The following is a 19,359-nucleotide window of genomic DNA, read 5'->3' as shown; positions in this document are numbered from 1 at the left end:
ACGACGTCAACTCGACGCCACAACCGTCACCCAATCCCCAGAATGTCTCCCGTTCCAACCGCGCTTCCCAGCACCGCCTTCCCGGCCCCTCCAGCGTTCCCGCCTTCGGTGAAGCGGTGTTTAGGCCTAGCCGCCGGGGGACGCAAGCAGGTTTTGTGAAAAAAACGTGTCAGCCGGTCAGTTTTCTTGCAACTTACTGAAATAAAAGGAAAAGTCAGGCCCTTGCGGGGCGGGTCCAGGACATCGGGCGACGAATCACAAGTCTGGAGGCCAGCAGAAGCGCGATCACCGCCGCCCAGAAGATCGGGGCGATCTCGTTGACCTTGATGGCCCACAGCCAATGCATCGCGGCAAGGGGGGCTGCAACATAGACCAGCTTGTGCAGGCGTCGCCACGCCCGCCCACCCATGCGCCGCAGCGACAGGTTGTTCGACGTCACGGCCAGCGCGATCAGGATCAGGAACGATCCCATCCCGAACAGCAGGTAGGGCCGCTTGAGGATGTCACGGGCCATCTGTCCCCACAGCAGTCCCATGTCCAGGACGACCCAGGCCAGCACATGGGGCAGCGCATAGGCGAAACAGATCACCCCGATCGCGCGGCGGAACCGCATCAACGACACGCCCGTCAGCCGCAGCAATGGCGTGACCGCCAAGCCGCCGATCAGGAAGTACAGCGCGGTCTGGCCAAGGCGGTGTTCGACCTCCTGCACGGGATCGACGCCCAGGCCGCCGGTGAAGATGTCCCACAGCAGCACGGCAAAGGGCACCGCCCCCGCCAGCCAGACCGCCCAGACCGGAATGCGCCGCAGCGCGTTGTTGATGCCGCGGATCATCAGTAGTTCACCGACAGATCCATCCCCGCGTAAAGCGAGGCGACCTGATCGCCGTATCCGTTGAACATCAGCGTCTCCTTGCGCCCGCCGAACAGGCCCGCGCCGATGACGCGTTCGGTCGCTTGGCTCCAGCGCGGGTGATCGACCTGCGGGTTCACGTTGGCATAGAATCCGTATTCGCTGGCCTGCAGCTGCTTCCAGGTGTTCACGGGCTCCTGCTCCAGCAGGTTGATGCGCACGATCGACTTGATCGACTTGAACCCGTATTTCCACGGCACCACCAGGCGGATCGGTGCGCCGTTCTGGTTGGGCATGGGCTGATCGTAGAGACCCGTGGCCAGGATCGTCAGCGGGTGCATCGCCTCGTCCAGACGCAGACCCTCGCGATAGGGCCAGTCCAGAATGGCGCGTTGCTGACCGATCATCTCTTCGGGGCGGACCAGCGTCTCGAATTCGACGAACTTGGCACTGGGTTGGACGCCGACCTTGGCCAGCACGGATGCCAGCGGCACGCCGATCCACGGAACGACCATCGACCACGCCTCGACGCAGCGCAGGCGATAGATGCGTTCCTCCAGCGCGTTGTCGGGGGCCAGATCCTCGACGCCATAGCTGCCGGGGCGGTCGACCAGGCCCGCCACCTCCACGGACCAGGGATCGGTGGTCAGCGCGCCCGCATTGCGCGCCGGATCCTCCTTGCCCGTCCCGAATTCATAGAAGTTGTTGTAGTTGGTGATCTCCTCGAAGGTGTTCGGCGTCTGGTCGGTCGACAGCGGGGACGGGCGTGCATTGATCGTCTGCGCGCGGACCAGTCCGGGCAGGGCCACGGCGGCGGCCCCTGCGGCCATGAATTTTCGACGATCCAGAAAAATCCTGTGCGGCGTGACGTCAGACCAGTTCAGCTTCATCATGTCCTCCGATCGGGCTGCCCCAACGGGGCGGTACCCTTGCGTTATCGCATGATCCACGCAGGGGGTTGCGCAAATGATGCATCACGTTCGGTTGACTGTTCGCTGCAGGGCACCTGTTCGTTACAGGCGCGGCGCGAATTATTCGACGCGCTCGATCTCGGCCAGGAAGGCGTCGGCGAACCGCTCCATGCGCGGCGCGTCCAGGTGGCGCGCCAGTCCATCGACGCCGGCGGGGCGGCTTTCCGCGATGCGCTTGATCTGGGCGGTCGAACAGGACAGCGGCTTGTCGGTGCCGTCGGGGCCGCGCTGCAGGTCCAGCTGCACGGCCATCAGCCGGTCGAACAGCGCGCCTTCGGGACGCCCGGCCAGGGCGCGCCGTGCCGGGTGCATCTCGGGCTGCGCGCCCGCGATGACCTCCAGGAAGGCGCGGCCAAAGCTGTCCAGCTTCTTTGCCCCCACGCCGCCGACCCGCGCCATCTGGTCCAGGTCCTGCGGCCGCTTCTCGGCCATCTCGATCAGGGTGCGGTCGGGGAAGATGACATAGGCCGGCACGCGCGCCGCCTCGGCCAGGGCGCGCCGCTTGGCCTTCAGCGCGGACAGAAGCGGCTCGTCCTCCTCCGATACCTGGGTGCGCAGGACGTTGGCGGGCTTGGCGCCCTTGGTCGTGTCCTCGCGCAGCGTCACGCTCTCCTCGCCGCGCAGGATCGGATGCGCGGTCTCGGTCAGGTGCAGGGCGCCGTGGCGTTCCGGGTCGGGGCGGCACAGGTCCAGCCCCATCATCTGCCGAAAGATCGCCTGCCACTGCCCGCGCCCGTGTTCGCGCCCCACGCCAAAGGTCGGCAGCTGGTCATGGCCGCGCTCGCGCACCTTGTCCGTGGTGGTACCGGTCAGGATGTCGATCAGGTGGCCGCTGCCAAACCACTCGCCGGTGCGGACCATCGCCGACAGCGCCTTACGGACCGCCAGCGTCCCGTCGAACAGCTTGGGCGGGCTCTGGCACAAGTCGCAATTGCCGCAGTCGCGGTCCATATCCTCGCCGAAATAGGCCAGCAGGCGGCGGCGGCGGCATCCCGTCGCCTCGGCCAGACCCAGCAGCGCGTTCAGACGTGCATGATCGCCGGCCTTGCGGGCGCTGTCGCCCAGGCCCTCGTCGATCTGGGTGCGACGCAGGCGGATGTCGTCGGGACCGTAGAGGGTCAGCGTATCCGCCGGGTCGCCGTCGCGGCCCGCGCGCCCGATCTCCTGATAGTATCCTTCGATGGATTTCGGCAGGTCGGCATGCAGCACCCAGCGGATGTCGGGCTTGTCGATGCCCATGCCGAAGGCCACGGTCGCCACGACGATCAGCCCGTCCTCGGTCTGGAACCGCGCCTCGGCCTCACGCCGGGCCTCGGCCTCCAGCCCCGCGTGATAGGCGATGGCCGGATGCCCCGCCTCGCGCAGCGCCTGCGCCAGGCTTTCGGTCCGCGCGCGGGCGCCGCAATAGATGATGCCCGACTGACCCCGGCGCGCGGCGGCATAGGCCAGGACCTGCGTGCGGGGGCTGTTCTTGGGCTGAAAGGCCAGCCGGATGTTCGGCCGGTCGAACCCGCGCAGAAAGGTCACCGGGGCCTGTCCGTCGAACAGGCGGGTGACGATCTCGGCCCGCGTTTCCACGTCCGCAGTGGCGGTGAAGGCCGCCAGCGGCACGTCCAACGCGCGCTTCAGATCGCCGATGCGCAGATAGTCGGGGCGAAAGTCATGGCCCCATTGGCTGACGCAATGCGCCTCGTCCACCGCGATCGCCGTGACGCCCGCCCGGCGCAAGAGGTTCACCGTGCCCCCGGAGGCCAGCCGTTCGGGCGCCATGTACAGCACCTTCAGCCGCCCGTCGGCGATGGCCGAAAACACCGCGTCGGTCTCGGCCTCGGTATTGCCGCTGGTCAGTGCGCCCGCCTCGACCCCCGCTTCGCGCAGCGCGCGCACCTGGTCCCGCATCAGCGCGATCAGCGGAGAGATGACCACCGTCACGCCCTCGCGCATCAGCGCGGGCAGCTGGAAGCACAGCGACTTGCCGCCGCCCGTCGGCATGATCGCCAGCACGTCGCGGCCTGCGGCCACCGCCTCGACGATCTCTTGCTGTCCGGGGCGGAAACCGTCGAATCCCCAGACCTGGCGCAGCAGGTCCGTTGACATCACATGCCGTAGAAGAAGCCCGCGTTGTTCGCCAGGGCGCGCTGCGCGATGATGATGATGATGAAGACGACCAGCGGCGCCAGATCCAGCCCGCCGGTATTGGGCAGGATGTTCCGGATCGGGCGATAGATCGGCTCCAGCAGCCGGTTCAGGCCGTCCCAGATCTGCGCGACCAGCGGCTGGCGCAGGTTCAGCACCTGAAAGTTGATCAGCCAGGACATGATGATGTGCACGATCATGATGAACCACAGGACCTGCAGGATCAGTTGCAGGGCTTCGTACAGGGTTCCCATGGTCGTCTCCTTGGCTGCGCGCGCGTTCGGGCCCTGTATGGCCGCGCGTAAGGCGGGACGCAAGCGGGGCGCGACCGGATGCCGCCGCGTCCGGCTTGACGCCCGCGTGATCGCGGGCCACCCACGGGGTAGAACGAAAGGCCCGCCCCCGAAAGGCCTGCTGACGAAAGGCCCCTCCATGTATCCGCTGATCCGCTTTGCCAAGGAACTGGTCAAGTTCCGCAACGCCCCCGCCCTGGACCCCCTGGGCACGCATGTGTCCACGCACATGTGCTGGCCCTGGGACCTGGACCCTTGGTGGGAGCTGAACAACGGCCGCACCCTGACCCTGTTCGATCTGGGCCGCATCCCGCTGGCGCGGCGGACCGGGCTGGTGCCAGTGCTGCGGGCGAATGGCTGGGGCATCACGGTGGCGGGAAACTCGACCCGCTATCGCCGCCGTGTCCGGGCGTTCGAACGCTTTACCATGATCTCGCGCATGGTGGGCTGGGACGCGCGCTTCGTCTATATGGAGCAGTCCATGTGGAAGGGCACGGAATGCTGCAACCAGGTGATGATCCGCTCGGCCGTGACCTCGGCCCAGGGGATCGTCGCCCCCGCCCGCGTCATGGAGGCCCTGGGCCACGCCCCCGACAGTCCGCCCCTGCCCGACTGGATCGCGGCCTGGATCGCGGCGGATGCGACGCGGCCCTGGCCCCCCGTCATCCCGGATGACGCGAAACTTCACTTGCCACTCTGACGGGCTCTGTTCCTTATGACGGAAAAGCCATGAGGGACGGACATGACGATCGATCGCAGGCGGGTCTGGGGCTGGTGGTTCTTTGACTGGGCCAGCCAGCCCTATCACACGCTGCTGCTGACCTTCGTCTTCTCGATCTACTTCGCCGAGGTCGCGCGCACGCATTTCATCGCCCAGGGCTTTGATGCCGCGCAGGCCGGGGCGCAGGCGCAGGCGCTTTGGGGATACGGGCTGGCCATCGCGGGCGCGGTCATCGCGCTGGCCGCCCCGGTCCTGGGCGCCATCGCGGACAGTTCGGGGCGGCGGATGCCCTGGGTCTGGGTGTTCTCGGCATTCTATGTGGTGGGCGCGGCGGGGCTGTGGACCCTGACCCCCGGCCAGCCGCCGCTGATCCAGGCCATCGTCTTGTTCGGCATCGGCCTGATCGGGGTCGAATTCGCCACCATCTTCACCAATGCCATGCTGCCTGCCCTGGCCCCGCGCGACGAGATCGGCCGCCTGTCCGGGTCGGGCTATGCCTTCGGCTATCTGGGCGGGGTGACGGCGCTGGCCGTGATGCTGCTGCTGTTCGCCGAAACGCCCTCGGGGCGCACGCTGCTGGGCATCCCGCCCCTGTTCGGCCTGGACCCCGCGATGCGCGAAGGTACGCGGTTCGTCGGCCCCCTGACGGCGATCTGGTACGCGGTTTTCATGATCCCGTTCTTCCTGTGGGTCCGCGAACCGGGGCCGGGCCGCCCGGTGCAGGTGCGCCGCGCCCTGCGCGACCTGTGGACGCTGATCCGCAGCCTTCGGCATCGGCGCAGCCTGGCGGCCTGGCTGGCCTCGTCGATGTTCTCGCGCGACGCGCTGAACGCGCTGTACGGGTTCGGGGGCGTCTATGCGGGGACGGTGCTGGGCTGGCCGGTGTTCCTGGCCGGCGTCTTCGGGGTGGTCAGCGCCATCTCGGCGGCGGTGATCAGCTGGCTGGGCGGGCGCGCGGACCGCGCCTTCGGCCCCCGCGCGGTGATCGTCGCCAGCATCCTGGCGCTGATGGCGGTCTGCATGCTGCTGGTGGGCATGGACCGGACATCCGTCCTGGGCATTGCCACGCCGGATGCGGTCCTGGGCACCCTGCGCCTGCCCGACCTGATCTTCTTTGCCTGCGGGGCGGTGATCGGGGGCGCGGGCGGCGCGCTGCAGGCGGCCAGCCGCACGATGATGGTGCGCCACACCACCCCCGACCGCGCAACCGAGGGTTTCGGGCTTTACGCGCTGTCGGGTAAGGCCACGGCGTTCCTGGCACCCTTCCTGATCGCGCTGACGACCGACCTGACCGGGAATCAGCGCATCGGGTTTCTTCCCCTGATCGTGATCTTTCTTGTCGCGCTGGTTCTGCTAGTGTGGGTGGACCCCGAAGGAGAGACGTCCCCGTGATCCGCAAGACCCTGACCGCCGCCGCCGTCCTGATGGGCCTGGCTTTGCCCGCATCGGCCCAATCCCTGGCCAAGGACGTCTTCGGCGCGTTCCGCACGGCATCGGGCGGGCCGGCCGTGTCGATCGGCAACTATTCCCAAGGTTGCGCGCAGGGTCTGGTGCAGATGCCCGAAAGCGGACCCAGCTGGCAATCCATGCGCCTGTCGCGCAACCGCAACTGGGGCCACCCCGAGATGATCGGCTTTCTGCAGGGTCTGTCGCGGGCGGCGCAGCAGGCCGGGTGGCGGGGCCTCTATATCGGGGACATCAGCCAGCCGCGCGGCGGGCCGATGACCTCGGGCCATGCCAGCCACCAGCTGGGGCTGGATGCCGACATCTGGATGCTGCCGCCCCCGACCCTGGGCCTGTCCCCGCAGCAGCGCGAGAACCTGTCATCCGTGTCGGTCGTCGCGAATGGCGGCACAGCGCTGTCGGGCAACTGGACGGGCGGGCACATGTCGATCATGCGCGCCGCCGCGCGCGATCCCCGCGTCGAACGCATCTTCGTCGATCCCATTGCCAAGGTCGCCATGTGCCAGATGGAGACGGGCAACCGCGACTGGCTGCGCAAGATCCGCCCCATCAACAACCACGACTTCCATTTCCACGTCCGCATGAACTGCCCTGCCGGGTCGATCTGCCAGACGCCGAACCCGATCCCGGCCGGCGACGGCTGCGCCGAGGCGCAGGAATGGATCAACATCCGCATCGACCCCAGCCGCGCCAAGCCCTCGACCCCGGACCCCAACTATCGCCACCCCCGCACCTATCGGATGAGCGACCTGCCAGCCCAATGTTCGACCGTCGCATCGGCGCCCTGACGCTGGCCCTTGCCGGGTCGATCCTTGCCACCGCGCCTGCCCGTGCAGGCGCGGTTCTTGATTATGTCGGCACCTATATCTGGACGATGGACCAATCGACCTTCGGCGGCTTCTCGGCGATCGACATCAGCCCGGACGGCACCGGGTTCCACGCCCTGACCGACCGGGCGCATCTGTACTGGGGCCGGATCGAACGCGATGCCCAGGGCCTGGTGCGCGGCATGTCCGTCGCCGGGCGCACGAACCTGAAGGACAGCAAGGGCCAGCCCCTGCCCCCCGGCTATACCGGCGACAGCGAAGGCATCGCGGTGGGCCCCGACGGCCGCATCCATGTCAGCTTCGAAGGGCTGGACCGGGTCGCGACCTATGATCACCCCGACGCACCCGCCACCACCCATCCCCGCCCGGACCGCCTGCCCGGCATGGGCGTGAACGTGGGGCTGGAGGCGCTGGCCATCGACGACGACGGCACCCTGTTCGCCGTCCCCGAGCGGTCGGGTTCGGAAACCCAGCCCTTTACCATCCTGTCGTTCGACGGCGCCTGGACGGAATACGGCCAGATCCGCCGCGATCCGCGCTGGCGTGCGGTGGGGGCGGATTTCGGGCCCGACGGCTGGTTCTACCTGCTGGAGCGGGATTTCCGCGGCATCCTGGGCTTTGTCTCGCGCGTGCGGCGGATGCGGCTGGAGCCGGGGGTGATCCAGGACGACCAGATCCTGCTGGAGACGCGGCCCCTGCAATACGACAACCTGGAAGGCATCTCGGTCTGGGACGACGGCGTGGGCATGCGCATCACCATGATCTCGGACGACAACTTCCTGTTCGTCCAGCGGACCGAGATCGTCGAATACCGCCTGCGCGACACCGGCCTGCAGGCGCTGCGGAATTGACAAGACCGCCCGCGCGGGCGTAAGGCGCGCGCTGCCCCACCCGTCCGGGGGGCCGAGTTCTTCCGCAACCTTCGCAAAAACGGAAACCCACCGATGATCCGCTTTCTGCCCGGCATCCTTGCCATGGCCGCCATTGTCGTGGCCTCGAACGTCCTAGTCCAGTTCACGGTCGCCACCTGGCTGACCTGGGGCGCCTTCACCTATCCGCTGGCCTTCCTGGTCACGGACGTCATGAACCGCGTCCACGGCGCCGCCGCCGCGCGCCGCGTGGTGCTGGCAGGGTTCGTGACCGGGGTCTTCTGGTCGCTGATCGCCGCAGGGATGGATGCCACCACGCTGCGAATCGCCATCGCGTCTGGGGCGGCCTTCCTGGTGGCGCAGATGGTCGACGTGCAGGTCTTCGACACGCTGCGCGGCGGGCGCTGGTGGCGGGCGCCGCTGGTCTCGACCCTGCTGGGGTCTGCGCTGGACACGGTGCTGTTCTTCGGAATCGCCTTTGCGACCGTGCTGCCTGCGGACACCAACACGGGCTGGGCCAACGAGGCGGTTCCGCTGCTTGGCGCGGGACCGCTCAGCCCGCTGTGGGTTTCGCTGGCACTTGCCGACTGGATGGTCAAACTTGGTCTGGCGATACTGGCCCTTGTGCCGTTCCGCATCATCGTCCGCAATTTGTTGGGGCACAGGGCAGAAAGCTGATTGACAGAATTTCGATCTGTGTCAGCCTGTCCCTATACAGCAATCTTTTGAAAGGAGGTGGTCCAGTGTCTAGAGTGATAGTGGAGAGACGTTTCGGAACAGTCGGGGGGACCCCGGCCTGAGGGCAGCCCCAAAGGCCACCACCCCTGGTTGGGACCGGACCTGCGTCCGCCCCTAACCGGACCATCTCCTTGGATCTCGCGGGCCGCCTCTTGCTGGGCGGCCCGTTCCTTTTTGCGTCCCCGTGTCCGGTTTGCGCCACCGTGTCCGGCCGCGCGGCGCCGCGCAACAAGAACGGGCGGCCCCGAAGGACCGCCCGCACCGATGTCGTCAGCCTTGCGTCAGGCGCGGACAGGCACCGCGGCCCGGTCGCGATTGGCGCGCATCGCGCCGACCACCACCGCGGCCCAGATCAGCGCCGCCAGCCACCACAGCCCGCCGCCGATCAGCGCCATCCCGATCAGGCCCGCCTGCACCACGTAATACGCCATGGTGATCAGCGTCTTGCGGATGATGTCGCCCTCGCGGTCGGTCAGGCCCACGACGGCGGACGCGGCCACCACGTTGTGCACGCAGACCATGTTGCCCGCAGCGCCGCCCACGGCCTGCAGCACCACCACGATGGTGATTCCCGCAAGATCCAGTCCGATGCCCTGCGCGGCCGAGAACTGGAACAGCGCGAACATCATGTTCGACACGGTGTTCGATCCCGCGATGAACGCGCCCAATGCGCCCACGATCGGCGCGAACAGGGGCCAGCTGGCACCGGTCGCCGCGGCCATCCCCTCGGCCAGGGTGATCGGCATGGACGCCACGCCCTCCGAGCCCGAGTTGATGAACACCTGCACCATCGGCACCGCCAGCAGCAGCGCGGGCGCCGCGGCCAGCATCGTGCGGCCCGAGATCGCCCAGGCCCGGCCGTAATCGCTGCCCCGCATGCGGAACAGCGCGACCGAGATCAGGGATGCGATGATCATCACCGTCCCCGGCGAATAGGCGAACTGCGCGGTCGCGTTGATGCCCGACCCGAACAGGTCGCGCAGCGCCAGCGTGGTGTCCGGCCCGGTCAGCCACGCCTTCAGCGGCGCGATGGTCCGCGTCAGCACCAGCAGCGCCGCGACGATGACATAGGGCATCCATGCCGTCAGCAGGCCGATGCGGCGGTCATCGGGGCCCAGTTCGGCCTGGTCGGGTTCGATGTTGCCCTGCCAGCCTTCGTCCCACTGGGCGCGTGCCGGAAAGTCGAACCTGTCGGACGGCATGAACCAACCGGCCCGCGCGGCGGGCACCACGATCATCAGGCCGATCAGCCCGCCCAGCAGGGACGGGAATTCCGGTCCCAGAACCCGCGCGACCAGCAGATAGGGCATCGTGAACGCCAGGCCCGCAAAGATCGCGAATTTCCACGCCCGGAAGCCCTTGGCAAAGCTGCGATCGGTGCCGAAGAACCGGGTCAGCATGCCGACCATCAGCAGCGGGATCAGCACGCCGACCAGCGCATGGACCAACGCCACCTGCGCGGCCACCACCGGCACGTATTCGGCAAGCGTCAGGGGCGCGATGGCGGCGGCAACCTCGGGGCTGTTCGACAGGCCGGTGTTGACGCCGACCAGCATCGGCGTGCCGACCGCGCCGAACGACACGGGCGTCGACTGGATGATCAGCGTGACCATGACCGCGGCCATGGCCGGAAAGCCGATCGCCAGCAGCAGCGGCGCCGCGACGGCGGCAGGCGTGCCGAACCCCGACGCACCCTCGATCATCGACCCGAACATCCACGCGATGATGATCGCCTGGATGCGCCGGTCGGGCGAGATGTCCATGAACCCCCGCCGGATCGTCCGGATCGCGCCCGATTCCTGCACCGTGTACAGCAGCAGGATCGCCCCGAAGACGATGTAGAGCAGCGTGACCGCCGTCACCAGGCCGTTGACCGTGGCCCCCGCGACCCGCGCCAGCGGCGCGCCCCACAGAAACAGCGCCAGAAGCACCGTGACCGCGTAGGCGGTCATCATCGACAGTTTCGCGGACCGTCGCATGACGACCAGCAAGACAAACACCACCGCGATCGGCATGGCCGCGGCGATGAACATTATTCCCTGTGACACCCCAATTCCTCCTCGAATTGTCCGTATCATTCGGGACGGGTTCACGGCGGAAAGCAAGAAAAAACCGGTCTGGAAACCAGACCGGTTGCGCAAACGTCGCCGGGACGGTGCGTCAGTCGCGACGGATCGCGATGGCGATGCCCTGCCCGCCGCCGATGCACATGGTGATCAACGCGGTGCGACCGCCTGTCCGCTCCAGCTCGTGGATGGCCTTGACCATCAGGATCGCGCCTGTGGCGCCGACCGGATGGCCCAGGGCGATGGCGCCGCCATTGGGGTTCACGCGGGCCGGGTCCAGACCAAGGCCCTTGTTCACCGCCAGCGCCTGCGCGGCAAAGGCCTCGTTCGATTCGATGACGTCGAAATCGCCGGCCTTCAGTCCGGTCCTCGCCATCAGCGCCTCGACCGCGGGGATCGGGCCGATGCCCATCACCTCGGGGCGCACGCCCGCCACCGCATAGCCCAGGATCCGCGCCCGCGGGGTCAGCCCTTCGCGTTCGGCCGCATCGGCCCGTGCCAGGACCAGCGCCGCGGCACCGTCGTTGATGCCGCTGGCATTGCCCGCGGTGACGCTGCCGCCCTTCTGGAACACGGCCTTCAGGCTGGCCAGCTTGTCCAGGCTGGTGTCCTTGGGGTGTTCGTCGGTGTCAAAGGCGACCATGCCCTTGCGCGACTTGACCTCGACCGGGACGATCTGATCGGTGAAATAGCCAGCCGCGATGGCCGCCGCCGCCCGGCGCTGCGATTCCATCGCGAAGGCGTCCTGCTGTTCGCGGGTGATCTCATGTTCGGCGGCGACGTTTTCCGCCGTGACGCCCATATGGCCCGTGCCCATCGGGCAGGTCAGCGCGCCGGTCATCATGTCCAGCATCGACTGGTCGCCCATCTTGGCGCCGAAGCGCGCCGAAGACACGACATAGGGCGACCGGCTCATGCTCTCGGCGCCTCCGGCGATGGCGAAATCGGCGTCACCCAGCATCAGCGCCTGCGCCGCCGACACGATGGCCTGCGCGCCCGAACCGCACAGGCGGTTCACGTTCATCGCGGGCGTGGTGTGCGGGATGCCCGCCTCCAGCATGGCGACGCGCGACAGGTACATGTCGCGGGGTTCGGTGTTGATGACATGGCCAAAGACCACCTGCCCGATCCGGTTGGGGGCCACGCCCGCACGCTCCAGCGCGGCGCGGGTGACGGTGGCGGCCAGGGCGATCGGCGGGATCGCGGCCAGGCTGCCCCCGAAGGTGCCGATGGCGGTGCGGGCGCCGGACAGGATGACGATATCGGATGCGGACATGAATGGGCCTCCTCTTGCCTTTGACGACAGTCTGGGCGCGCTGCCCGCGTCCCGCAACCGTGTCGTCGCGGCAAATTGCATGCCCCCGCGCAAGGCGCTATGTTGCGCAGGAATAACGAGAGAGATCCCATGACCCAGACCGGCCCCCGGCTGCGCATCAAGCTGCGCCTGGAATACGACTCGCCCCTGATCCTGGGGCCGGGCAAGGCCGAGCTGCTGGCGCGGATCGGGCGGCTTGGCTCCATCTCGGCCGCCGCGCGCGAGATGGGGATGAGCTACAAGCGCGCCTGGACCCTGGTCGAGGAGATGAACACCGCCTTCGCCGACCCGGTCATCGACAGCGCGCGGGGCGGCGCGGGCGGCGGCGGCGCCACCGTGACCCCCACCGGACAGCAGGTCCTGTCCCATTACCGGGCGCTGGAATCGCTGCTGCTGGATGCCGGGGCGGCCGACCTGATGGCGCTGAACGCGCTGCTGCGTCCCGAAGGGTCGGGCTGATCCATCGGCAAGCCCCCGCCCCGCTTCCGGCTTTGTGATTTCACAGGCGGGTGATTTTGCGTAGACTGTCCGCAAAACAAGAGAACGAGGGCAGGATGAACAGGCTACTGAAGCTGGCCATTGTCGGGCTGGTCGCCTCATGCGGGGGCGGCGGGAACTTCAGCGCGCCGCGGCAGCTGGACAACGCGTGCGCGATCACGTCGGAACGACCCGCCTATCTGCGCGCCATGCGCCAGACCGAACGCAAATGGGGCGTGCCGGTCCATGTTCAGATGGCGACCCTGTACCAGGAATCGAAATTCATCGGCGATGCGCGCACCCCGCATCAATACGCGCTTGGCGTCATTCCCATCGGCCGCCAAAGCAGCGCCTTCGGCTATTCCCAGGCCCTGGACGGCACTTGGGAGGAGTACCAGCGCGAGACCGGCAACCGTCGCGCCCGGCGCGACAGCATCCGCGACGCGACCGACTTCATGGGCTGGTACATGCATGGCAGCCAGCAGCGGCTTGGCCTGTCCAAGAACGACGCCGCGTCGCAGTACCTGGCCTATCACGAAGGCCGCAGCGGCTTTGCCCGCGGCAGCTATCGCCAGAAAAGCTGGCTGATGCGCGTGGCCGGATCCGTGGGCCAGCGGTCCGAGATGTACCGCCAGCAGCTGGTCGGCTGCCGCCGCGCTTGACGCGGCGCGGGGGCTGGGGCCTTCTGTCCGTCCAACGGCCAGGAGGATCCCCATGTACCGCGTCATCGGCACCGCCAAGTCCCGCGCCCTGCGCGTCCTGTGGATGCTGGAGGAGCTGGGACAGCCTTACGACCACATTCCCGCCAATCCGCGCAGCGACGGCGTGGCCCAGTTCAACCCGGCGGGCAAGGTTCCGGTCCTGATCGACGACGGTACGCCGATCACCGATTCGACGGCGATCCTCACCTATCTGGCCGATCGCCACGGCGACTTGACCCACCCGGCGGGCACCCTGGACCGGGCGCGTCAGGACAGCCTGACACAGTTCCTGCTGGACGAATTCGACGCGGCATTGTGGCTGGCCGCGCGCCACAGCTTCATCCTGCCCGAGGAGATGCGCCTTGGCGCGATCAAGAACACCCTGCGGTGGGAATTCGAGGCCAGCCAGAAGACCCTGGTCCACCGCATGTCCGACGGCCCCTATCTGATGGGAGAGCGGATGACCGTGCCCGACCTGATCCTGGCGCATTGCCTGGACTGGGCGCTGTCGGCGCGGTTCCCGGTCGTCGAACACCGCCTGACCGAATACCTGGACCGCATCCGCCAGCGCCCCGCCTATCAGCGGGCCATGGCACGCTAGAGCCTGCGGGCTGCAGCCTGCCCCGCGCGCAGCCCCGTGGCAAGGCAGGTGGTCAGCAGATAGCCGCCTGTCGGCGCCTCCCAGTCCAGCATCTCTCCGGCGGCAAAGACGCCGGGCAGGGCGCGCAGTTCAAGCTCAGACGTCAGCGCCTCCGACCGGATGCCCCCGGCCGACGAGATCGCCCGGTCCAGCCCCATCGGCCCCGCATGGCAAAGCGGCAGTGCCTTGGCCCGCGCGGCCCAGCCCTCTGCGCTGTCCGGCAGGGGGCGCCCCCATTCCAGCAGCAGGCCGACCCGCGCCGGATCGCCCAGGATGCGGCGCAACCAGTTGCCCAGGCTCAGCTTGCCACGCGGCTGCGCAAAGCGCCGCGCCAGGGACGCGTGGTCCAGGTCGGGGGCCAGATCGACATGGGCCGCCTGCCCGTCGCGGATCGGGGCCGCGACGGCATAGACGCCCCCGCCCTCGATCCCGTCGGGGGTGATGACCCACTCGCCGCGACTGACGCTGTCGCCTGCGCGGATCGCGACGCCCTTGACCGGCGCGCCGTGCAGCCGCGCCATCGCAGGCGACCAGTCGACCCGGAACCCCATGTTGGCCGGACGAAACAGCGCGACGGCGACACCGGCCTCTGCCAGGATCGGCACCCAGGTCGCATCCGACCCCAGCCGCGGCCAGCTTGCCCCGCCCAGGGCCAGCACCGTCACATCGGGCTGCAGCACCCGGCGACCGTCGGGCGTGTCGAAGGCGAAACCACCGCCCAGCCCGACCCATCGCCAGCGCGACCGCAGCTCGACCCCGCCCGCGCGCAGCCGCGCCAGCCAGGCCCGCAGCAGGGGCGAGGCCTTCATGCCCACCGGAAACACCCGGCCCGTCGATCCCGCGAACAGAGCGATGCCCAGGCCCTGGGCCCAGTCCCGCACCGCCTGCGGGCCGAACGCCCCCGCATCGGTCGCCAGATAATCGCGCCCGTCCGACGCGGCGATCTGGGCGCCAAAGGCCGCCAGCGGTTCGTCGCGGGTCAGGTTCAGGCCGGATTTCCCGGCCATCAGGAACTTGCGGGCGGGCGTGGGCATCGCGTCGACCACCACCACCTGACGGCCGGGCGCCATCAGCGCCTCGGCCGCCATCAGCCCGGCAGGTCCCGCTCCGATCACCAGGGCAAGGGTCACCGCCGCCCCCGCGGCTTCATCGCAAGGCGCAGCAGCGCGCGTTCCACCAGCGGCATCTGCGGCGCGCGGCTGGCGGACCGCAGGGTCATGTCGGTCGACAGCAGCAGCGACACCGCCTCCTCCAGCGGGCCCATGCCCCAGCTTTGCGCCTGGCGGGTCATGCGGTCGCGGCGGGGGCCGAAGACGGGCGGGCGCGCGCGGGCCAGCGCCACCCCCGGCCCCGCCGGGTCGGCAGCGGCCAGGTGCAGCGTGCGGAAATGGCGCAGCGCGCCGATGCACAGGGTAACGGGCGCGATCCCCTGCTGTTCGATCCGCCGCATCAGCGGGCCGAAATCGGCCTCGCGGCGTTCTGCGACGGTGTGGATCAGCTCGTCCAGGTCGGCCTCGATCGTGGCGGGCGCCAGCATGGCGATCTCCTCGACCGTCAGGGGGGCGGGGTCCTGGTACTTGTACAGGCCGATCTTCTCGACCGTCTGGCGCAGATCACCGGGGTCCAGCGCGCGCGCCAGAAGACCCAGTTCGCGCATCGCGTCCCGCGGCACCTCGCGCAGGCCGGCATCCGCCAGCCAGCGGCCGATCTCGTCCTCGGAGGGCGGATCGTCATAGATGGGGGCGGTCACCGCCTGGCCATGCGTCTCGAACAGGCGCCGCAGGGATGACGACTTGGACAGGCTTGCCGCCGTGACCACGATCACCGCATCCCCTTGCCGCCAGCCTGTCAGCGCATCGCGGATCGCGTCGGTGGCCAGGTCGGGCGTGTCCTCGACCACGACCACGCGGGGGCCGGGAAAGAACCCCACCTCGCGCACCGCGTCGATCAGCTGGGCGGGGTCCTTCTTCAGGCCCGTGCCGGGCATCCGGGTCAGGCGCATCTCCTCGTCGGCCTTCTCGCCGGTCAGGGCGCGCACGACCTCCGCCCGCTTCAGCGCCACGCGCATCGCGTCCTGCCCATAGATCAGCACCCCCGGCCGCGAGGGGTCGGGGCGGGCCAGATAGCGCGCGATCTCGGCCCCCTTCAGCAGCATGGATCAGTCCGGCAGGTCGGATGCGGCCGCCAGCAGGCGGGTGACGACCTGATCGGCCAGCATCAGCGCCAGCCGCTCGCGCGCGTCGCCCTCGGCCGCCAGGGTCGAGATCGTGGTCCCGGTGGTGGAATAGGACGTGAAGCTGCTGACGCGTCCCTGGGTGATCACCGCACCCCCCGGCCCGGTCAGCGCGAAATCGGCGGTGCCGTTCAGCGAATAGCGGGTCGTGACCTCATCGGGCGTGATGGCCTGCGCGACGACGCCCGCGCTGATGCGGTAATCCAGGTCATAGACGGCCGCGTCCTCGGGGCCCAACCGTTCGGCCAGGCGCCGGTTGAAGACGAAGTCCAGCGGCGTGTCCGGGTCGCGCGGGCGGACCTTGCCGAACAGCTTGCCGCCCCCGCCCCCCGGCCCATAGACCGGCGACAGCCCGCAGGCCGCCAGCCCCGAGACGGCCAGCAGCCCCAGCAGGACCGCGCGGCGATCAGGCGACCACATTGACGATCCGCCCCGGCACCACGATCAGCTTCTTGACCGCCGCCCCGTCCAGGAACCGCAGCACGGTGTCGTCGGCCAGCACCAGCGCCTCGATCTCGGACTTGGGCATGGTCTTGGGAACGGTGATCTCGGCCCGGCGCTTGCCGTTGATCTGGATCGGAAGGGTCACGCTGTCGTCCTCCAGCAGGGCCGGGTCCGCCTTTGGCCAGCCTGCATCGACGACCATGCCCTGCCCGCCCGATTTCGACCAGACCTCTTCGGCCAGGTGCGGCACCATCGGCGCCATCAGCTGGGCCATGATCCGCAGGGCCGCGCGGCGCGCCTCGCCCCCGGCCTGCGATTTCGCGACCGCGTTGGCCAGTTCATAGAGTTTCGCGACCGCCTTGTTGAAGGCAAAGCCCTCGATCGCCTTGGTGACATCCGCGATGGCGCGGTGCGCCGTGCGCGTCAGGTCGGCATCGTCGCCCCCTTCGGGAACCTCGTCGGCCAGGCGCCAGACGCGGGACAGGAACTTGAACGCGGCCTCCGCTCCGGCGGCGGTCCATTCGACGTCGCGTTCGGGCGGGCTGTCCGACAGCATGAACCAGCGTGCGGTATCCGCGCCAAAGCTTTCGACGATGCTGACCGGATCGACGACGTTCTTCTTGGATTTCGACATCTTCGCGGACTGGATCACCTCGACCGCGGTGCCGTCGGCCAGACGCCCGTCGGTCACGTCCTCGGGCAGGTGATAGACCGGGCGCCCCCGGCCGTCGGTGGTGCGATAGATCTCGTGCGTGACCATGCCTTGCGTGAACAGCGCGTCGAACGGCTCTCGTGCCGTCTCGGGCAGGTGGCCCGTCTTGACCATCGCGCGGGCAAAGAAGCGCGAATAGAGCAGGTGCAGGATCGCGTGTTCGACGCCGCCGATATACTGGTCGACGTTCATCCAGTATTCCGCATCCGCCCGGTCGGTCGGCGTCGCCGCCCCCGGCGAGGTGAAGCGCGCGTAATACCACGACGAATCGACGAACGTGTCCATCGTGTCGGTCTCGCGCCGCGCCGCGCCTCCGCATTTGGGGCAGGTCGCCTGACGCCAGGTCGGGTGGCGGTCCAGCGGGTTGCCCGGCACGTCGAAGGTTACGTCCTGCGGCAGCAGCACGGGCAGGTTCGCTTTCGCCTCGGGCACGGTCCCGCAGCTGTCGCAATGCAGGACCGGGATCGGGCAGCCCCAATAGCGCTGGCGCGAGATGCCCCAGTCGCGCAGGCGGAACTTGGTCACGCCCTCGCCGTATCCCGCGCTTTCCGCATGGGCGATGGCGGCGTCCACGGCGGCCTCTCCGGTCTGATCGGCCGCGCCGCTGAAGCCGCGGACATAGGTCACGGGTTCGGTCTTGGCAGGCACGAAGGGCGCATCCGCCACCAGTGCGTCTGCCTGTTCCTGCGTCATGCCGGGCTGACCAAAGGTCGCGCGGATGGGCAGGCCGTACTTGCGCGCGAATTCGTGGTCACGCTCGTCATGCGCCGGGCTGCCGAAGATCGCGCCGGTGCCGTAATCCATCAACACGAAATTAGCGATCCAGATCGGCAGGCGCCAGTCGGGGTCAAGCGGATGCGCGACGGTCAGGCCGGTGTCGAAGCCCAGCTTTGGCGCGGTCTCGATGGCTTCCTCGGTCGTGCCGATCTTGCGGCATTCCTCGCGGAAGGCCTCGATCTCGGGGCGGGACGCGGCCAGCTCCTTGACCAGCGGATAATCCGGCGACAGCGCGACGAAGCTGGCGCCCATCAGCGTGTCGGGGCGGGTCGTATAGACCTCGATCGTCTCATGACCCGCAGGCGCGTCGACCGTGCGGAACGTGAACTGCAGCCCGCGCGACCGGCCGATCCAGTTGGCCTGCATCAGGCGGACCTTCTCGGGCCAGCCCGTCAGCCCGTCCAGCGCCTCCAGCAACTCGTCGCTGTAATCGCTGATCCTGAAGAACCACTGCGTCAGCTCGCGCCGTTCCACCGTGGCGCCCGACCGCCAGCCCTTGCCGTCGATCACCTGTTCATTGGCCAGCACTGTCATGTCGACCGGGTCCCAGTTCACCTGCGCCGACTTGCGCGTGATCAGCCCTGCGTCCAGCATGTCCAGGAACAGCGCCTGCTGCTGCGCCACATAGGCGTCGTCGCAGGTTGCGAATTCGCGGCTCCAGTCGATGGACAGGCCCAGGGGCTTCAGCTGCTCGCGCATGGTCGCGATGTTGGCATAGGTCCAGTCGCGGGGATGACCGCCCTGCTCCATCGCGGCGTTCTCCGCGGGCATGCCGAAGGCGTCCCAGCCCATCGGGTGCAGCACGCTGAACCCCTGCGCCCGCTTGAACCGCGCGACCACGTCGCCCATCGCATAGTTGCGCACATGGCCCATGTGGATGCGCCCCGACGGATAGGGGAACATCTCCAGCACATAGTATTTCGGGCGCTCGTCGCGGATGGCGGCAAAGGCGTCGGCATCGGCCCAGGCCGTCTGCCAACGGGCTTCGCTTGTCGCGGGATCATAGGGCATGGGGAACCTCGGGCATCATTCGTTGCCCGCAGGGTCTATACGCCCCGCCTGTGCGGGTCCAGATGCGGCCGACCGGACCCCGTCGAATGCGACCGCCCGCGGGCATCGCGA

General features: G+C 68.6%; 18 protein-coding genes. 8 read left to right on the top strand and 10 right to left on the bottom strand.

The genetic code is table 11. The features are described 5' to 3' along the window. Nucleotides 1-214 precede the first annotated feature (214 nt). The 4 genes from msrQ to LZ686_RS18855 form a co-directional block, all read right to left on the bottom strand. Complete coding sequence (gene msrQ, locus LZ686_RS15895; RefSeq protein WP_349548414.1) at nucleotides 215-835, bottom strand: protein-methionine-sulfoxide reductase heme-binding subunit MsrQ; 621 nt, start codon at nucleotides 833-835, stop codon at nucleotides 215-217. Next, a complete protein-coding gene (gene msrP, locus LZ686_RS15890) occupies nucleotides 835-1,746 on the bottom strand; it encodes a protein-methionine-sulfoxide reductase catalytic subunit MsrP (protein WP_045983131.1) in 912 nt (303 codons plus the stop codon). Before msrP ends, msrQ begins: the two co-directional genes overlap by 1 nt. Before the next feature lie 138 nt (nucleotides 1,747-1,884). Next, complete coding sequence (gene recQ, locus LZ686_RS15885) at nucleotides 1,885-3,921, bottom strand: DNA helicase RecQ (RefSeq protein ID WP_349548413.1); 2,037 nt, start codon at nucleotides 3,919-3,921, stop codon at nucleotides 1,885-1,887. Beyond that, nucleotides 3,921-4,394 (bottom strand): YggT family protein, encoded by a 474-nt coding sequence (locus tag LZ686_RS18855; RefSeq protein WP_502921906.1) that lies wholly within the window; start codon nucleotides 4,392-4,394, stop codon nucleotides 3,921-3,923. Before LZ686_RS18855 ends, recQ begins: the two co-directional genes overlap by 1 nt. Here LZ686_RS18855 and LZ686_RS15875 point away from each other — a divergent pair. The 5 genes from LZ686_RS15875 to LZ686_RS15855 all read left to right on the top strand — a co-directional run bounded on the left by LZ686_RS15875 (nucleotide 4,393) and on the right by LZ686_RS15855 (nucleotide 8,812). After that, the gene (locus tag LZ686_RS15875) at nucleotides 4,393-4,953 is read left to right on the top strand and encodes an acyl-CoA thioesterase (protein ID WP_045983134.1); all 561 of its coding nucleotides are present in this window, start codon (nucleotides 4,393-4,395) and stop codon (nucleotides 4,951-4,953) included. The genes LZ686_RS18855 and LZ686_RS15875 overlap by 2 nt on opposite strands. 42 nt (nucleotides 4,954-4,995) lie before the next feature. After that, the gene (locus LZ686_RS15870) at nucleotides 4,996-6,366 is read left to right on the top strand and encodes an MFS transporter (RefSeq protein ID WP_349548412.1); all 1,371 of its coding nucleotides are present in this window, start codon (nucleotides 4,996-4,998) and stop codon (nucleotides 6,364-6,366) included. Further along, nucleotides 6,363-7,226 (top strand): penicillin-insensitive murein endopeptidase, encoded by an 864-nt coding sequence (mepA, locus tag LZ686_RS15865; protein ID WP_046000378.1) that lies wholly within the window; start codon nucleotides 6,363-6,365, stop codon nucleotides 7,224-7,226. Before LZ686_RS15870 ends, mepA begins: the two co-directional genes overlap by 4 nt. Then, complete coding sequence (locus LZ686_RS15860) at nucleotides 7,199-8,116, top strand: esterase-like activity of phytase family protein (protein ID WP_045983137.1); 918 nt, start codon at nucleotides 7,199-7,201, stop codon at nucleotides 8,114-8,116. The genes mepA and LZ686_RS15860 overlap by 28 nt, the downstream gene beginning before the upstream one ends. A gap of 93 nt (nucleotides 8,117-8,209) precedes the next feature. Beyond that, nucleotides 8,210-8,812: a queuosine precursor transporter gene (locus LZ686_RS15855; RefSeq protein WP_349548411.1), complete on the top strand. Its 603-nt coding sequence runs from the start codon at nucleotides 8,210-8,212 to the stop codon at nucleotides 8,810-8,812. A 341-nt stretch (nucleotides 8,813-9,153) separates the two neighbouring features. Here LZ686_RS15855 and LZ686_RS15850 read toward each other — a convergent pair whose 3' ends face one another. Further along, the gene (locus LZ686_RS15850) at nucleotides 9,154-10,920 is read right to left on the bottom strand and encodes an L-lactate permease (RefSeq protein ID WP_349548410.1); all 1,767 of its coding nucleotides are present in this window, start codon (nucleotides 10,918-10,920) and stop codon (nucleotides 9,154-9,156) included. 112 nt (nucleotides 10,921-11,032) lie between these two features. Beyond that, complete coding sequence (locus LZ686_RS15845) at nucleotides 11,033-12,214, bottom strand: acetyl-CoA C-acyltransferase family protein (protein ID WP_349548409.1); 1,182 nt, start codon at nucleotides 12,212-12,214, stop codon at nucleotides 11,033-11,035. A gap of 129 nt (nucleotides 12,215-12,343) precedes the next feature. On the opposite strand from LZ686_RS15845, the gene LZ686_RS15840 reads away from it, so the two are divergent. From LZ686_RS15840 to LZ686_RS15830, 3 genes are all read left to right on the top strand, one after another. Further along, nucleotides 12,344-12,712 carry a winged helix-turn-helix domain-containing protein gene (locus LZ686_RS15840; protein WP_042250872.1) on the top strand — a complete coding sequence of 123 codons (369 nt, stop codon included), beginning with the start codon at nucleotides 12,344-12,346 and terminating at the stop codon, nucleotides 12,710-12,712. 95 nt (nucleotides 12,713-12,807) lie between these two features. Next, complete coding sequence (locus LZ686_RS15835) at nucleotides 12,808-13,392, top strand: transglycosylase SLT domain-containing protein (RefSeq protein WP_045983142.1); 585 nt, start codon at nucleotides 12,808-12,810, stop codon at nucleotides 13,390-13,392. A gap of 52 nt (nucleotides 13,393-13,444) precedes the next feature. Beyond that, entirely contained in the window at nucleotides 13,445-14,032 is a 588-nt protein-coding gene (locus LZ686_RS15830; protein WP_148910553.1) for a glutathione S-transferase family protein, read from the top strand. Here LZ686_RS15830 and LZ686_RS15825 read toward each other — a convergent pair. Genes LZ686_RS15825 through leuS form a run of 4 tightly spaced genes read right to left on the bottom strand, consistent with a single transcriptional unit; the run spans nucleotide 14,029 to nucleotide 19,248 of the window. Beyond that, on the bottom strand, nucleotides 14,029-15,159 hold the full coding sequence (locus LZ686_RS15825; protein WP_502922021.1) for a TIGR03862 family flavoprotein: 1,131 nt from the start codon (nucleotides 15,157-15,159) through the stop codon (nucleotides 14,029-14,031). The genes LZ686_RS15830 and LZ686_RS15825 overlap by 4 nt on opposite strands. Before the next feature lie 38 nt (nucleotides 15,160-15,197). Then, on the bottom strand, nucleotides 15,198-16,226 hold the full coding sequence (gene holA / locus LZ686_RS15820; protein ID WP_349548407.1) for a DNA polymerase III subunit delta: 1,029 nt from the start codon (nucleotides 16,224-16,226) through the stop codon (nucleotides 15,198-15,200). Between the two features lie 3 nt (nucleotides 16,227-16,229). Beyond that, a complete protein-coding gene (gene lptE / locus LZ686_RS15815) occupies nucleotides 16,230-16,724 on the bottom strand; it encodes an LPS assembly lipoprotein LptE (RefSeq protein ID WP_349548406.1) in 495 nt (164 codons plus the stop codon). Then, a complete protein-coding gene (gene leuS / locus LZ686_RS15810; RefSeq protein ID WP_349548405.1) occupies nucleotides 16,711-19,248 on the bottom strand; it encodes a leucine--tRNA ligase in 2,538 nt (845 codons plus the stop codon). The genes lptE and leuS overlap by 14 nt, the downstream gene beginning before the upstream one ends. Between the last annotated feature and the right edge of the window lie 111 nt (nucleotides 19,249-19,359).

It is taken from the genome of Paracoccus sp. NFXS7, assembly GCF_040148865.1.
GTDB lineage: Bacteria > Pseudomonadota > Alphaproteobacteria > Rhodobacterales > Rhodobacteraceae > Paracoccus > Paracoccus marcusii.
The sequence above is the reverse complement of the archived record's forward strand: the minus strand, read 5'-3'. Positions and strand labels throughout refer to the sequence as shown.

What these genes read in the sequence shown, in the direction of transcription:
- msrQ (WP_349548414.1), bottom strand. Translation starts at nt 835, where the DNA reads ATGATCCGCGGCATCAACAACGCGCTGCGGCGCATTCCGGTCTGGGCG.
- msrP (WP_045983131.1), bottom strand. Translation starts at nt 1,746, where the DNA reads ATGATGAAGCTGAACTGGTCTGACGTCACGCCGCACAGGATTTTTCTG.
- recQ (WP_349548413.1), bottom strand. Translation starts at nt 3,921, where the DNA reads ATGTCAACGGACCTGCTGCGCCAGGTCTGGGGATTCGACGGTTTCCGC.
- LZ686_RS15875 (WP_045983134.1), top strand. Translation starts at nt 4,393, where the DNA reads ATGTATCCGCTGATCCGCTTTGCCAAGGAACTGGTCAAGTTCCGCAAC.
- LZ686_RS18855 (WP_502921906.1), bottom strand. Translation starts at nt 4,394, where the DNA reads ATGGAGGGGCCTTTCGTCAGCAGGCCTTTCGGGGGCGGGCCTTTCGTT.
- LZ686_RS15870 (WP_349548412.1), top strand. Translation starts at nt 4,996, where the DNA reads ATGACGATCGATCGCAGGCGGGTCTGGGGCTGGTGGTTCTTTGACTGG.
- LZ686_RS15860 (WP_045983137.1), top strand. Translation starts at nt 7,199, where the DNA reads ATGTTCGACCGTCGCATCGGCGCCCTGACGCTGGCCCTTGCCGGGTCG.
- LZ686_RS15855 (WP_349548411.1), top strand. Translation starts at nt 8,210, where the DNA reads ATGATCCGCTTTCTGCCCGGCATCCTTGCCATGGCCGCCATTGTCGTG.
- LZ686_RS15845 (WP_349548409.1), bottom strand. Translation starts at nt 12,214, where the DNA reads ATGTCCGCATCCGATATCGTCATCCTGTCCGGCGCCCGCACCGCCATC.
- LZ686_RS15840 (WP_042250872.1), top strand. Translation starts at nt 12,344, where the DNA reads ATGACCCAGACCGGCCCCCGGCTGCGCATCAAGCTGCGCCTGGAATAC.
- LZ686_RS15835 (WP_045983142.1), top strand. Translation starts at nt 12,808, where the DNA reads ATGAACAGGCTACTGAAGCTGGCCATTGTCGGGCTGGTCGCCTCATGC.
- LZ686_RS15830 (WP_148910553.1), top strand. Translation starts at nt 13,445, where the DNA reads ATGTACCGCGTCATCGGCACCGCCAAGTCCCGCGCCCTGCGCGTCCTG.
- LZ686_RS15825 (WP_502922021.1), bottom strand. Translation starts at nt 15,159, where the DNA reads ATGGCGGCCGAGGCGCTGATGGCGCCCGGCCGTCAGGTGGTGGTGGTC.
- holA (WP_349548407.1), bottom strand. Translation starts at nt 16,226, where the DNA reads ATGCTGCTGAAGGGGGCCGAGATCGCGCGCTATCTGGCCCGCCCCGAC.
- lptE (WP_349548406.1), bottom strand. Translation starts at nt 16,724, where the DNA reads ATGTGGTCGCCTGATCGCCGCGCGGTCCTGCTGGGGCTGCTGGCCGTC.
- leuS (WP_349548405.1), bottom strand. Translation starts at nt 19,248, where the DNA reads ATGCCCTATGATCCCGCGACAAGCGAAGCCCGTTGGCAGACGGCCTGG.